General features: G+C 53.4%; 12 protein-coding genes, 1 tRNA gene and 1 pseudogene. 6 read left to right on the top strand and 8 right to left on the bottom strand.

All coding sequences use genetic code 11. The features are described 5' to 3' along the window. Positions 1-339: 339 nt before the first annotated feature. From HB779_RS11455 to HB779_RS11470, 4 genes are all read right to left on the bottom strand, one after another. Positions 340-431, bottom strand: a tRNA-Ser gene (locus HB779_RS11455). 577 nt (positions 432-1,008) lie between these two features. Continuing rightward, complete coding sequence (locus HB779_RS11460) at positions 1,009-1,935, bottom strand: site-specific integrase (RefSeq protein WP_188342535.1); 927 nt, start codon at positions 1,933-1,935, stop codon at positions 1,009-1,011. A gap of 341 nt (positions 1,936-2,276) precedes the next feature. After that, positions 2,277-3,299, bottom strand: a complete 1,023-nt coding sequence (locus HB779_RS11465) for a porin (protein ID WP_188342536.1) — start codon at positions 3,297-3,299, stop codon at positions 2,277-2,279. 80 nt (positions 3,300-3,379) lie between these two features. Further along, on the bottom strand, positions 3,380-3,709 hold the full coding sequence (locus HB779_RS11470) for a multidrug efflux SMR transporter (protein ID WP_188342537.1): 330 nt from the start codon (positions 3,707-3,709) through the stop codon (positions 3,380-3,382). Between the two features lie 403 nt (positions 3,710-4,112). Between HB779_RS11470 and HB779_RS11475 the strand changes: the two genes are divergently transcribed. From HB779_RS11475 to HB779_RS11485, 3 genes are all read left to right on the top strand, one after another. Next, on the top strand, positions 4,113-5,219 hold the full coding sequence (locus HB779_RS11475) for a porin (protein ID WP_188342538.1): 1,107 nt from the start codon (positions 4,113-4,115) through the stop codon (positions 5,217-5,219). A 163-nt stretch (positions 5,220-5,382) separates the two neighbouring features. Next, positions 5,383-6,048, top strand: coding sequence for a BON domain-containing protein (locus HB779_RS11480; protein ID WP_188342539.1), 666 nt, complete (start codon positions 5,383-5,385; stop codon positions 6,046-6,048). 167 nt (positions 6,049-6,215) lie between these two features. Next, positions 6,216-6,884, top strand: a complete 669-nt coding sequence (locus tag HB779_RS11485) for an endonuclease (protein WP_188342540.1) — start codon at positions 6,216-6,218, stop codon at positions 6,882-6,884. Here HB779_RS11485 and HB779_RS11490 read toward each other — a convergent pair. Together HB779_RS11490 and HB779_RS11495 are read right to left on the bottom strand one after the other, a co-directional pair. Further along, a complete protein-coding gene (locus HB779_RS11490) occupies positions 6,881-7,771 on the bottom strand; it encodes an alpha/beta fold hydrolase (protein WP_188342541.1) in 891 nt (296 codons plus the stop codon). The two genes, HB779_RS11485 and HB779_RS11490, sit on opposite strands and share 4 nt — an antisense overlap. A 22-nt stretch (positions 7,772-7,793) precedes the next feature. Beyond that, the gene (locus HB779_RS11495) at positions 7,794-9,833 is read right to left on the bottom strand and encodes a lytic transglycosylase domain-containing protein (protein WP_244642348.1); all 2,040 of its coding nucleotides are present in this window, start codon (positions 9,831-9,833) and stop codon (positions 7,794-7,796) included. 319 nt (positions 9,834-10,152) lie between these two features. Between HB779_RS11495 and dapA the strand changes: the two genes are divergently transcribed. Both dapA and smpB read left to right on the top strand, forming a co-directional pair. Continuing rightward, entirely contained in the window at positions 10,153-11,034 is an 882-nt protein-coding gene (gene dapA / locus HB779_RS11500) for a 4-hydroxy-tetrahydrodipicolinate synthase (protein ID WP_188342543.1), read from the top strand. Between the two features lie 31 nt (positions 11,035-11,065). Continuing rightward, positions 11,066-11,554 (top strand): SsrA-binding protein SmpB, encoded by a 489-nt coding sequence (smpB, locus tag HB779_RS11505; RefSeq protein WP_188342544.1) that lies wholly within the window; start codon positions 11,066-11,068, stop codon positions 11,552-11,554. A 252-nt stretch (positions 11,555-11,806) separates the two neighbouring features. Here the strand turns inward: smpB and HB779_RS11510 are convergent. Both HB779_RS11510 and HB779_RS11515 read right to left on the bottom strand, forming a co-directional pair. Further along, positions 11,807-12,458, bottom strand: a pseudogene (locus HB779_RS11510) (uracil-DNA glycosylase). Between the two features lie 64 nt (positions 12,459-12,522). Then, positions 12,523-13,101, bottom strand: a complete 579-nt coding sequence (locus HB779_RS11515) for an NYN domain-containing protein (RefSeq protein ID WP_188342545.1) — start codon at positions 13,099-13,101, stop codon at positions 12,523-12,525. A 298-nt stretch (positions 13,102-13,399) separates the two neighbouring features. Between HB779_RS11515 and rpoZ the strand changes: the two genes are divergently transcribed. Then, positions 13,400-13,807, top strand: coding sequence for a DNA-directed RNA polymerase subunit omega (gene rpoZ, locus HB779_RS11520; protein ID WP_188342546.1), 408 nt, complete (start codon positions 13,400-13,402; stop codon positions 13,805-13,807). Positions 13,808-13,865 lie beyond the last annotated feature (58 nt).

Below are 13,865 nucleotides of genomic sequence, written 5' to 3' on the forward strand. Positions count from 1 at the left end.
GCAGGGCTGCAATTGTCGGACATATTCTTCGACGCGCATGATTCCAAACCAAGCTCGATGAATCCTTTTGCGTCATCAGAACGGTGGAACTTGATGCGTGTTTTAAGGCGCTTGTTGGCGCTGCCCGCAAATTTGCGCGGGCTGGCATGGGATGCGGCGATTCGATGGGTGTGGTTTTGATTCGGCTGCTGCCGTGCACCATGTGTCGCCGGAGAAGATGCCCTGTGCGGCTTGTCACTATCCTGCCGTTTGACATTGGCAGGCAATAGATGCGAGCAGTCCATACGCCTATCGAAGCATGGGTTTAAGCGCCTGCAAACAATTAAAACATTTGTGGAATGGCGGAGAGGAAGGGATCCGAACCCTCGAGACCGTTTAACGGGTCTACTCCCTTAGCAGGGGAGCGCCTTCGACCACTCGGCCACCTCTCCAAGGACGCTGACTAAAGATGAAACCCTTTGTTGGCAAGGACTTTATGCGGGTTCTTCGAAAATTCTGTAAATGCAAAATGAGCCCCCTCGAAACGCCAATAAACGGGAACAAATGCCAGTTTGCTGTCATTTTGGCAAAATATCTGCAAAGTTTGATCTCAGTTCGTTCCCATCGGTAAATGCAAAGCCAAAACTCGGCACCATTGCGCTTAGACTTGAGCCTGCCGATTGGGCTTAGCTCTCATTCCATTGATTCCATCCGCCTTCCGATGTGAGTCGAACCACGTGTTTTGACCGGAAATAGAACCGTTTTGCCCATGCGAATGGGACTTGGCCCATCGACAACATCTATTCGTACACAGTCGACCAAAGATAGAATTTCCATAGCAAGAAAGCCGGTCCGCAAATGAGATCGTATTTTGACTCGGCCGATAGATGAAGCGCGTACCTATTGATAGCTTTGCCCCAAACCCATTGTCACAAGCTCCGGGTGTCACCAGCATTTCCATTTGGCTCATAGCTCACGTTTAGCAATTCCTGCATTATGGCGCGCAGGACATTCCGCGGTGAAGCCGCCTCAATGTTGTTCCAGAACGACAACGCATGAATCGAGATCATTTGTCGCCAGATGGGCGTAGCGCATGGTCATCTGCAGGGTTTGATGCCCCAGCCACATCTGCACCCGCCGGATATCGATGCCGCCACGCACCAGCCGTGACGCACAGGTATGGCGCAGGATATGTGGAACAACCTGATCATCGCTACCCAAGCCCACTTCAGACTTGGCCTCGTTCCATATGGCGCGAAACCGCACCTGTTTGTGCATGGAGAAGGGGCCTTTCAGCCGCCCGCGCGGGATCTGTACAACTTCGGACGCCCGCCTTGTCAGGGGAACCGTCCGGCTTCGGCCGGACTTTGTCAGCCAGAAGGTCGATTTGGTGCCTTGCAGGTCATTCCAGTTCAACCCGATGGCTTCGCCAAGGCGGCAGCCCGTATCGACAAGGAAAATACTCAGCCGATAGCTATCTTCACATTTCGCCTTGATGGCTAGAAACAGGCGCGCTTCTTCTTCCGCCTCGAGAAATCGGATTCGACCCTGACGTTCTTTCTGGCGGCGGAACTCCGGTAAATTGTAAATGTCGCCCATCTTGCACGCTTTCCGAAGCAATTTGCTCAACGCCGCCATTTTTCGATTGATGGTTGCATTGCTGTTGCCGCGTTCGCGTAGCTCGCCGATCACAGAATCGAGCATTTCCTGTGTAAAGACACTGAAACGCTCGCTACCCAACATCTTACTCATTTCTCCAAGAAATGACCGCACGTTGCCTTTGTGCGAGCCTTCATCCCAGAGGATGCTGATATATTGCGCAGTCAATTCGCCAAGAGAATGTTCCCGGACCAGGCGCCGGCTTGCCTGATCTGCCGATGCGTAGGTGAGATCGTATTGAAAACGAACGGAAAAGTCCGCATCCGGCCGTGTCATGCCCAAAGGTGTGACTGTCATAATGATTGCGCTCTAATCAGTAAAATATACTTAGGTAAAATATATGACGAGTTGTAATCGTCTTTCTGAAAAGCGCAATCGCTGGGACTATTACACCTTAGGATAATACAACATCGCTTGCTGAAGCCTTGTGCGGCCTCACCAATCAACAAACCCCGGTGGTACTGTCCAAACATTTCAATATCTCCTCGGTCCGCGACCGGCTGGAATCCTTTCTCCGTTAAATGTCTGTGCGCCGCTAAAGCCGAACGCTAAAAATTGATTGTTAAAAATGGATTTTGATAAAATGACCAACGCCGGAGAAAAAACCGGCGTTGGGAATGTGTCAGGTTATCGAAGGATCAGAAATTGCGCTGGAAGCGCAGGATGCCCTGATAAGCGTCCTTCTTTTCAACGCCGTCATAATCGTCGGTGAAGTGGGTGTAATTTATTTCTGGCTTGATCTGGAAGCCTGGAACCAATTCATAGCCGACATTCAAAGCTGCTGCGTATTTGCCGCCGTCTTCGTAAGCGACCTGGGCATTGATAGTTGCTTTGTCGGAGGCTTTAAAGGCGCCACCGCCCCAGACAGCCCAATCACCATTCCATGAGCCATAATAGCCGGGAACATCGCCGTGAGCTTTGTAGCCACCCATGACAAAAAACGACAGCGCATCCGATGCCTTGAGATCCAGACGGACTTTTCCGGCAAAGTCGTCGATGACAGAATCATAAGCGCCAACGACAGCAATGCCACCCCAGGCCTGCTCGATTTTCACACCCGCAACCACATGCGGTACATAATTGTCGATGAGGTAGTCACCGCTGCCCTGTTCAACAGCCACCACGGCTGAAAACCCGTTGCCGCCGGTAAAGGTGTAGCTGATCTGGTTGTTTTCATAAGGGCCGTCGGACACAACATCATCGCTGATGATATCGCCGGCATAACCAACCCATGCATTGAATTGCGAATCCGACAAGCCGACCTGGAAACCGCCCAGCTGAATATAACCGGCAACGATTTTCACGGCGCTTGCACCATCGGTGTAATCGAAGCGGGTTTCCGCATAGGATTTCAACGTACCGAGCTCGGTATCCGAGCGGGCATCGAAACGAAGTGTTGCACGGCTGGTATCAGCCCACTTACCGCGGGCAATGCCCTTCTCGGCGTCGTCTCCGCCCTTCAGATCATTGCGCACATAGCCGCTGATCTTCAGGCAGGTTTCGGTACCAGGGATGTAGAAGAAGCCTGCGCCGTATGCATCGCAAACGCGAACATATTCGACAGCTTCTGGTTCAGCGACGACAACTGCATCGGCAGCGCGTGCGCCAGTTACTGCAACGAGGGCTGCAGCGGAGCCGAGTAGAAGGCTCTTGATGTTCATTTCTGACCTCCAGTCAAAGTTTGACAGGAGGCGGCTCGCAATCAGCGCGGGTCATAGGTGAATAGAGAACGGTTGCGCGCTCAATGTCCGACGGTATTGGAAAACAAGTTGACGATGAAAACACCGGCAATAATGAACGACAGCCCAATTATGGCAGGGATATCAAGTGGTTGTTTAAACCAGAACCAGCCGATGGCGGCAATGAGAACAATTCCTGCGCCTGACCAGATCGCATAAACGATGCCCACAGGCATCGTTTTGATCGGAATGGATAGACAGTAAAATGCCAGGGCATAACCGATCAGGCAGATCAGCGAAGGCCAAAGTCTCGTAAAACCATCCGCTTGCTTCAGCGCAGATGTGGCCGCCACTTCAAACAGTATGGCAATAACCAGGTAAAAGTAGGTCATTTCAAATCATCCATGAGATTCGGCGCAAACCCCGTTGATTCGATGCATGCGCAGGCCGTATTGCGGCAATCATGGCCAGTTTGCAGACCAAAATGCCATTCCAATTCCGCCATCGGCGTGACTGATTTTATTAAAATCGGGTTACCTATATTAATGAGTGGTAAAGATTTTGCCGGGCTCGCGGCGATTTCGTGTCATTTGTGCAACAGGCCGTTGGCATAGAGCCCTGGCAAGGTGTGGATGCCGACATTCGTGGTTGAAACCCATGAGATGGCGAGTATGTTCGGTCTCGAGGAAGGGCGTTCGTTCGCATTTCTTCTTGGACTTAGGGGATGGGGACAGGTTGTCCTTCAGCCAAATTGGAATGCCCAGACCCATTTTTAACTTTGACTGGAGGTCAGAAATGAACATCAAGAGCCTTCTACTCGGCTCCGCTGCAGCCCTCGTTGCAGTAACTGGCGCACGCGCTGCCGATGCAGTTGTCGTCGCTGAACCAGAAGCTGTCGAATATGTTCGCGTTTGCGATGCATACGGCGCAGGCTTCTTCTACATCCCTGGTACCGAAACCTGCTTGAAGATCGGCGGCTATCTGCGCGTTGACATCAAGGGTGGCGATGACGTTTATGGCGGCGGTCACGTTAACCAGGGTTCCGATCCACTCGGTGATGGCACATACAACTTCCAGACACGTGCGACAGTTCGTTTTGACGCCCGTTCGGAAACCGAACTCGGCACATTGCGTTCGTACATCGAAACACGTTTCAACTACACGAACGGTTCCAACAGCGGTGGCCTGATTCCTCAGGCATACATCGAACTCGGTGGTTTCCGTATCGGTACTGCTGACGAACTCTTCGGTTCGTGGACTGGTTATGCTGGCGACGTTTTCAACGACGACGTGATCAACTATCAGTCGGGCCAGAGCAATCAGGTCAGCTACACGTTCACTGGCGGCAACGGTTTCTCAGCGATTATCGCTGCTGAACAGGGCCAGCAGATGGACAACAACTACTACAACTACGACTACCGCATTGATGACTACATGCCACACGTTCTTGCTGGTGCAAAGTTCGAGCAGGCTTGGGGCGGTATCTCCGGTGTTGTCGGTTACGACTCAGTGGTTGAAGAATGGGCTGGTAAGGTTCGTTTGGACGTGAAGTTCACAGACACTGTTAAAGCCTTCGTTATGGGTGGATATCAGTCCAACTATGACGCCCGTGGTACCCAGCGCAACTGGTTTGGTACTTGGGAAGGTGACTGGGCTGTTTGGGGTGGTCTGTCCGCTAAAGTTTCCGACAAGGCAACTGTTAACGCACAGCTCGCTTACGAAGAAGAAGGTACATATTCTGGTACTTTGAACGTTGCTTACGAACTGGTTCCTGGCTTCACCATCACGCCAGAAATCACATACACCAAGTTTGACGGCGCTCGTAAGACATTCTCCGAAGCCAAAGTTGGCGGCAGCGACGACGCATTTGGTGCGATGATCCGCTTCCAGCGTAACTTCTAATCCTTCTTAGGATTAGGGTGTTTAAGACCCGGCAGCGCAAGCTGCCGGGTTTTTCTTTATGCGATGTCATTTCATGGCGGATGATACATGCGCGTGTTGATCTTGCAGCTGACATGGGGCAAGACAACATTTGTCCAATTGTCGCCGAGGGAAATTGCCAAGCATGCACATTGTCAAAAGCTGGTTCTGGCCGGGTGTGATAACCATCGCATGCCTCACGACGCTTGCAGGCTGGTTCCTTGCTGATCCTGTGGACAAACAACTGACCGAAGCGGTCAGCACGGCGCTGGAAGTGGACAATGGCTGGGCCAGTATAGAAGTTGAAGGCCGCGATCTGACGCTCAAAGGCGTGGCGCCTTCTGAAGAGGCTTTGGCCTCGGCACTCAAAATTGCTGACGATACGTTCGGCATTCGCGTGGTTGAAAACGCCGCAACGCTGCTGCCATTGGTGCAGCCTTTCAGCTTTGTCGTTACAAAGTCGGATCAGGGCATTCTTCTGTCGGGCAATGTTCCCTATGGCGATACACGCGCCAGGCTTCTCGCTGCCGCTGAAAATGCCATGCCCGGAATTGATATTATTGATGAAATGGCTGTCGCTCGTGGTGCTCCGCAAGGTTTTTTCGATCTTGCCAATTTTGCCTTGCAGCAGGCGTCGCAACTGATTGGTGGTGAAACCAGTCTTGCAGGCGAAACCTACAGCTTGAACGGAACGGCCGCGAATGCGGCGGATTATGAATCGCTCACCTCCGCACTAAAGACACAGCTTCCCGGCAATGGTAAAGTTGGTGAGATAAATCTGACGCCTTCGCCCGTCAGCAGTGGAGGCTGAACCTCTTGCCCGTTTGTGACGGGCTTGGATAATGGGAGCGTGACCGATGTTATACCTCGTCAGCAAACTATGGCTTTTCCTGCTGGTCGCTGCACTTGTCGGGTTTTATGTCGGCTGGTCAACCTACAGCGAGAAGCGGAACTGATCTCTGGTAAGAGGGTAAAGTCATGATTATCTTTCTCGTTCAATCCTTTTTGCTTATTGCGGCCGCCTTTGTCATCGGCGCAGTTTTAGGGCGTGTTTTCAAAGGTTTGTCGCCTAAAACTGATTCTGCTTCAGAAGAATCGACGCGCGCGGCGGATGCACGCCTTGCCGCTGCTGTTGCAACGCCGGCCAATGATGATGTGAGCAAGCCGGCACAAGCCGTTACGCCGATACCGCCAGCCGAGCCTGTGCCCGCAATAGCGGCGGCAAAAGTGAATGGTGTTGATGGAAAACGTGCAGAACCGGCTGAAAAGACCAAATCTCCGGCAAGAAAAACGGCGGCGAAATCGTCTACGGGCACCGTATCCAAGGCAGATGAAGATACCCAGAATCGCCCCACCACATTGAAAAATGCCCGGCGGGGAAAACCGGACCATTTATCGGATATCGAGGGTATCGGAAATGTTATTGAATCAAAGCTTTTTGGCCTTGGCGTCTTTCATTTCGATCAGATAGCCGCTTGGGACGCTGATCAGGCGGCATGGATCAGCCGGGAAATCGGTTTTCCAGGACGGGCTTATCGCGAAAACTGGATGAAGCAGGCTACGGCCTTGGCAAAACCTGCACCCGATGCGGCCGAGAAAACAAAGCCGGCGACCAAACCTGTCGTGAAAAGGCCCCGGAAAAGTTAAGCGGTCCGGATATCCGCGCCTTCGGCAAAGGCTGCGATCAGATCTGGCAAGCGCCCCGTTTCCACAAGCGGGGCGTGGCCTTGTCCGGCAACATTGAACACTTGCAAGGCGCTGTGCCGCCGGGCCATTCCATCGACGGTTTCCTGTGCCAGCAGTTTGGTGTTTTCCCCGCGGATAACCAGAAGCGGCAAATCCTTCAACAAATCAAATTGCACCCAAAGATCCGGCAGCTTCTGGCTGAAATCGACATTTTCCATGGTTTTCAAAAGATTTGGATCGTAATCCGACAGGATGGTGCCATTGTCTTCGCGATAGATGGCGCGGGCAAACCGGTCCCAATCTTCATTGGTCAAAGCAGGGAAGGCCGGGCCGTGAACCGAGCGCTGCAGTTCAGCTGCATCTGCCCAGTTCCGAGGTTGCTTCGCGCCCTTCAGGTAACTGCCAATCTGCTGCAATCCTTCGACGGCGATCTCTGGTCCAATATCGTTGAATATGACACCGGCCAGTACATGCGGCGCTATGGCTGCTAGAATATGCGTGATCAGTCCACCGCGTGATGTTCCGAGAAAGATAGCCCGTGCAATCTGGAGGTGGGCGAGCCCCGCAAGCACATCGCCTGCTTCGATGCCGATATTATAATGTGACCAGTCAGGATCATAATCGGATTGGCCACGGCCGCGATAATCGAAGGTAATGACCCGGCGTGGTGTTTGCGGGTGCTGGGATAAAAACACCGCCAGTTCATGAAAATCCCGGCTGTTGCGGGTAAGCCCAGGCAGGCAGATAACCGGCAAATTATCTGTTTTTACATCAGGTTCGTACAGCCGCCCGTAAAGATGCAAGCCATCGGAAGCGTCAAAACGAATCTCGCGAAATGAATCGGCCAATCTAAAGTCCTGTTGCTGGGAGTTAGCGCCTTCCGGCGGTCAGATCGCTTTCAATCTGCGCCTTGCCGTAAAGCCGGGATTTGTAGACTTCGTAGTTTTCCATCACCCGCTGCACATAGTTGCGCGTTTCCGTGTAGGGAATGCGTTCGATCCAGTCGACAACTTCGTCGACAGATTTGCCACGCGGGTCGCCATAACGGGAGACCCATTCATTAGCGCGGCTGGGCCCGGCATTATAACCGGCGAAGGTAAGGACGTAGGAACCGTCAAACTTGGCAATCTGCTCGCCAAGGAAGCGGGCTCCGAGTGTCGCGTTGTAAGCCGCGTCGCCCGTCAGCCTGTCCTGCGAATAGGAAATGCCAGCACGCTTGGCAACATCCTTCGCAGTGCCCGGCAGCAACTGCAGCAAGCCGCGCGCGCCGGCGCTGGAAACGGCACCAACGTTGAACTCGCTTTCCTGCCGCGCAATGGCATAGGCGAGGGCCGCACCGGAGCCGGAAATATTCGCATTGTCCGGAATGGCACCGATCGGATGTGAGAGCGCCCCGACATCAATGCCGCGCTGGGCGGCAGTCTTGCCGACGCGCAAGGCCATAAAGTGGTTGCTCTTGCGCTCTGCCATCACAGCCAGAAGTGCAAGTTCGCCCGGACTGTCGAGTTCCTGGCTGAGGCTGGCATAGAGAACAGCGGCGCGCGGCGCGTAACCGGTATCTTCCAGTCGCTGAATAGCGCGCACAGCTTCACGCTGCGAAAATCTGGCGCGATCCGCATCGCTCGGGCGCGGGTAGGGCAGTTGCAGCGCAGCTTGTCCAAGCTTTGCTGCGGCCAACTGGCCATAGAATGTCGTGCCATAGCGTGCTGCGCGGTTATAATAGTCGCGCGCATTGCCCCCGGCGCCCGCTTCTGCCGAACGGCCAAGCCAGTAACAGGCGCGTGAAGCCGACATCGGACGCGATGAAATTTCTGCAATACGGGCAAAATGCTTTTGGGCGGTCTGCGGGTCTTTCAACGCACGCAGTGCGTACCAGCCGGCATGAAATTCTGCTTCGGCAGCCACAGCGGGCGTTTCCGCGCTATGCGTGGCCGCGATCTTGTAGGCACGTTTGGCATCGCCAATATCGAGCAGTTCGCGCGACAGCACGCGCCGCTCCACCCACCATGCATCTGGGTCGATTAGAGATGCGGCATCGCGCGGTGCTGTCGCCATCACGTCTGCAGCTTCCTTGAAGCGCTCGGCACGGCGCAAATACTGCGCCTTGGCGAAGATATAGGCGGGGTTTGACTGCCATGTGCCATTGATGGCAGCCAGTTTCTTGGCGGCATCCGGCGACTTTTGCAGCACGGCAGCAAAGGCATCATACAGCGATTCGGCATTGGCGAGCTTGGCAACGCGGCCGGCAGACTTTGCCTTGCCTTCGTAAAGCATGGTCAGCATACGAACGAGGTGGTCTTCGCGCGGAATAACCTGAGCAAATTCCTTCAGGATCGCAGCTTCCTGCGCATCATCCAGCTTCTTCGTTCGCCAGAAAGGCCCGAGGACCTGACGCGCACGGGCCATATTGCCGGTCGCAACAAAGGCTCTGGCAAGAATGATTGTGCCTTCGGCGGTTTGTGGCGGTGTCCCACCAAACGCATTGATTACGGTGGCGGGAGCTGGGTTTTCTTTGAAAAGTGCCCGCTCCGAATTGCTGCGGAATGTTGCCATACCCGGCCAGCCCGGCAGTTCTGCAGCAGCATGGGCAATTTCCGAGCTGGGAACACCAGGTGCATTGGATAGTCCAATGGCCCATGTCAGAATATGGCGGTCCAGAGCATCGGCAGGCAGCCCATTGCGGATGCCAAGCGCACGCTGCACATCACCGCTGGATAGGGCATCGAGCCCGGTTTTCAGGCTGCCGGCAATTGCTGATGGTTTTGACGGCTGAGCAATACCGGAAGTCGTTACCGGATCCGGGCGTGCCAGAATCTTCGCTGCGGGGCTGCTGCGTGTCTGCGTGGGTGCGAATGGTTTCAGTGTTGGTACTGGCGGCGTTGAATTTTGGGCAAGCGCAACCGTCGTCATAAGCAAAGATGACGCGAGAAGAACATGACGCAAAACAGAAGTTCTCAGCATACAGTAACCAATTTATTCGAAAGGGATCACACCACAGCCCCGGCGATCCAGAACTGTTGGATCAGATAATAATGGCGGACGTGTGAAGGCACTCTTAACGAAAGGTTATCATGACCTGTTGCTTTTGAGCGAAACATCAATTGCTTTGCTGATTTTCATCAAGGAAATCATCTTGCCCGGCGAAGCATGGCCGACTATGGTGCGCCACCTTATGATCGGCACCATACTGGTTCGCTCATGATTTAATCTTGTTTCCTTGGAGTTCACTATGCTGAAAGGCTCAATCACCGCTCTCGTCACGCCATTCGACCAAAACGGGTCGTTTGACGAGAAAGCCTTTCGTGCGTTCCTGAACTGGCAGACTGCCGAAGGCACAAACGGTTTCGTTCCTGTTGGCACTACCGGCGAATCGCCGACCCTCTCGCATGCCGAACACAAGCGTGTCGTCGAAGTTTGCATCGAGGAGGCCAAGGGCAAGGTTCCGGTTATCGCCGGTGCCGGTTCTAACAACACCCGCGAGGCTATCGAGCTGGCAGAGCATGCTGAAAAGGCAGGCGCTGACGCTATCCTCGTTGTGACGCCCTATTACAACAAGCCGAACCAGCGTGGCCTTTACGCCCATTACAAGGCTGTCGCCGAAGCTGTTTCGCTGCCGATCATCATCTATAACATTCCGGGCCGTTCTGTCATCGACATGACGCCGGAGACGATGGGACAGCTCGCTAACGATTTCAAGAATATTGCTGGCGTCAAGGATGCGACCGGCAAGATCGAGCGTGTTTCGGAACAGCGCATCACCTGTGGACATGATTTCATCCAGCTCTCGGGCGAAGACGCAACTGCGCTTGGTTTCAATGCTCATGGCGGCGTCGGTTGCATTTCCGTAACCTCCAACATCGCACCGCGTCTTTGTGCGGAATTCCAGGCTGCAACGCTTCGTGGTGATTATCCCGCTGCGCTGAAGATTCAGGATCGCTTGATGCCGCTCCACAAGGCACTGTTTATCGAGCCAAATCCGACAGGCCCGAAATACGCCCTCGCCAAGCTCGGTAAGATGAACAATTCGCTTCGTTCCCCGCTCGTCCCGATTGAAGCCGCAACGGCGGACCGTATCGATCAGGCGATGAAACATGCGGGGCTGATCAACTGAAAAATCAGTTGGAAAGCACTATATAATCCTGATGAACAAGCCCAAAGCTGCCAAAAGACCCATAACGGTTAGCAAGATTATTGCTGAGAACCGTCGAGCGCGCTTCAATTTCGAGATTCTCGACACGCTGGAGGCTGGCATTGTGCTGGAAGGGACGGAAGTGAAGTCCTTGCGCATCAACCAGTCAAACATAGCCGAAAGCTATGCCAGCCTCGAGAATGGCGAGTTCTGGCTGATCAATTCCTATATTCCGGAATATCTGCAGGCCAACCGTTTCAACCATGCACCACGGCGCCATCGCAAACTTCTGGTCAGCAAACGTGAAATGGCACGGTTGGGCCAGTCGGTTGACCGTGAAGGCATGACCGTCGTCCCGCTCAAGCTCTATTTCAATGACAAGGGCAAGGCGAAGCTCGAACTCGCCGTTGCACGCGGCAAGAAGCTGCATGACAAGCGCGAGACGGAAAAGCAGCGCGACTGGAACCGTGAAAAATCTCGCCTGCTGCGCGACCGCGGTTAAGTTCAAATGTTGCCGCTCTATCTCCCCCTTGCGGGGGAGAAAGCGATTTCAGCATCTTAGCCTCTTAGCTAAGTGCTAGAAATCGCCAGAGAGGGGATAATTTTTGATAACATGTAAATCCCCTCTCTTGGATTTTCTAAGGATTTAGCAAAAAGGCTAAATCCAAGAAAATCCTTTCTCTCCCGCAAGGGGAGAGATCATCAGTGCCAAGCTCACCATAAGGGAGATTAGCGCGGTGGGAGAGCGTCTCTTTTAAGCTAACGAATCCAGATACTTGCGCACCTCGGCAAACACGCTCTTGAACATCGCCTCGGTCAAACGCCCGGTATTCGTGTTGTAGCGTGAGCAATGATAGCTGGAAAAAATCCGGATATTGCCGACATCCGACTGGCCACCATGGCTGAACGGGTGCTTGGCCACGGGTTGTTTCAGGGCGCGCACCGCCGATTGATGCGCGATCGTTCCCAGCGTCACGATGGCGTGCAGGTTTTTGAACTGCTGCATTGTGGGCGTCAGAAACTGCCTGCAATTGTTGATCTCGGCACCAACCGGTTTGTTTTCCGGTGGCACACAGCGCACCGCATTGGTGATAGCGGTATTGAGCAATTCCAGCCCGTCATCCGGACGCGCCTTGAAGCTTCCGCGCGAAAAACCGAACTCTGACAGCGTGCCGTAGAGCAGGTCACCGGCGTAATCGCCGGTGAACGGGCGTCCCGTCCGGTTGGCACCGCGCAAGCCAGGCGCCAGTCCCACAATCAATAGTTGAACTGAGTTGATTCCCGCCCGCAGGCAGAAATGTCGGCACCGGCGCATTATGCCAGGAAGGCTCCTTCACACGCCATTCGGCGATGAAATCATGCAGGCGGGGACAGATGGGGCAATCGCGGGAGGGTTCGACACTCATAGGGCTTTAAAAGCATAATGCCGCACGGATTTCCATGCGGCATATCAATGCTCAGCCATGATTATCAATAGTCGACTTGTTCTTCTTCGACTTCAACCCGGCGCGGTGCACGCTCGGAAGGCTCGCGGCCGATTTCCGAACGCAACGACGTCAGATCGATGAAATGGTCGGCCTGACGGCGCAATTCATCAGAAATCATTGGTGGCTGGGTCGAGAGCGTCGAAACAACGCTGACCTTACGGCCCTTGCGCTGCAAAGCTTCAACCAGAGAGCGGAAATCTCCGTCGCCGGAGAAAATAACAAAATGGTCAACTGTGTCGGTCAACTGCATGGCGTCGACAGCAAGTTCAATGTCCATATTGCCTTTAATCTTACGGCGTCCGGCAGAATCAGTGAATTCTTTTGCTGGCTTGGTAACGACCTTGTATCCGTTATAGTCTAGCCAATCGATCAGCGGACGAATGGAAGAGTATTCCTGGTCTTCAACAAGCGCGGTGTAGTAATACGCGCGAAGCAAATAACCCCGCTTTTGAAAAGCTGAGAGAAGCTTGCGGTAATCAATATCAAATCCCAAAACCTTTGAGGCTGCGTAGAGATTTGCACCATCGATAAACAAGACGATCTTTTCACGTGGATCAAACATAATAAGGTTCCATTTCAAAAAGGTGAGCTTCAATTTCAAATCAGCTTGAAGGTAATAAAGCCGGATCTGATCTTATACGAAAGTAGCATATTTACTACGTCGGGTTCGGCCAAAAGCCAATAGCTCGAAGGAAAATTAGTCTAAAATTTGGACAGGAGTGTTCAAAGTATGGTGATCGGTTTTGAAAGACACGTTGGGACATCTCGAGGAGATCGACGGCTTTTGCTTGTTTTTTCTGCGCAACCGCGTTATGTCCGGCTTAATCCGTTAATTCAGTTAAAAATGAAAGGGGCAGTCTATGGCCCGCGTCACTGTTGAAGATTGCGTTGACAAGGTCGAAAACCGGTTTGAACTGGTTTTGCTCGCCAGTCACCGTGCGCGTCTGATTTCGCAAGGTGCGGCGATCACGATCGATCGCGACAATGATAAGAACCCGGTTGTTGCGCTGCGTGAAATCGCAGACGAAACATTGTCCCCGGGTGATCTGAAGGAAGATCTGATCCACTCGCTGCAGAAGCATGTTGAAGTGGATGAGCCGGAAGCCGTTGCTGTACCGCTGGCGCAGGTCACGTCCGGTGACAGCGAAGGTGGCGAAGTTGCTGAAGCCGATGCGGACGACAATGTTTCCTTCGACAGCATGTCGGAAGAAGAATTGCTGGCTGGTATCGAGGGCTTGGTAGCTCCGGAAAAAAGCGACGACTACTAAGTCAAATGTCGCGCTTTCAGCGCGATTGATTGCCATTCAGGCTATTTGATGCGTCGCA

Origin of the sequence: Phyllobacterium sp. 628 (assembly GCF_014189505.1) — a bacterium.
Lineage (GTDB): Bacteria > Pseudomonadota > Alphaproteobacteria > Rhizobiales > Rhizobiaceae > Phyllobacterium.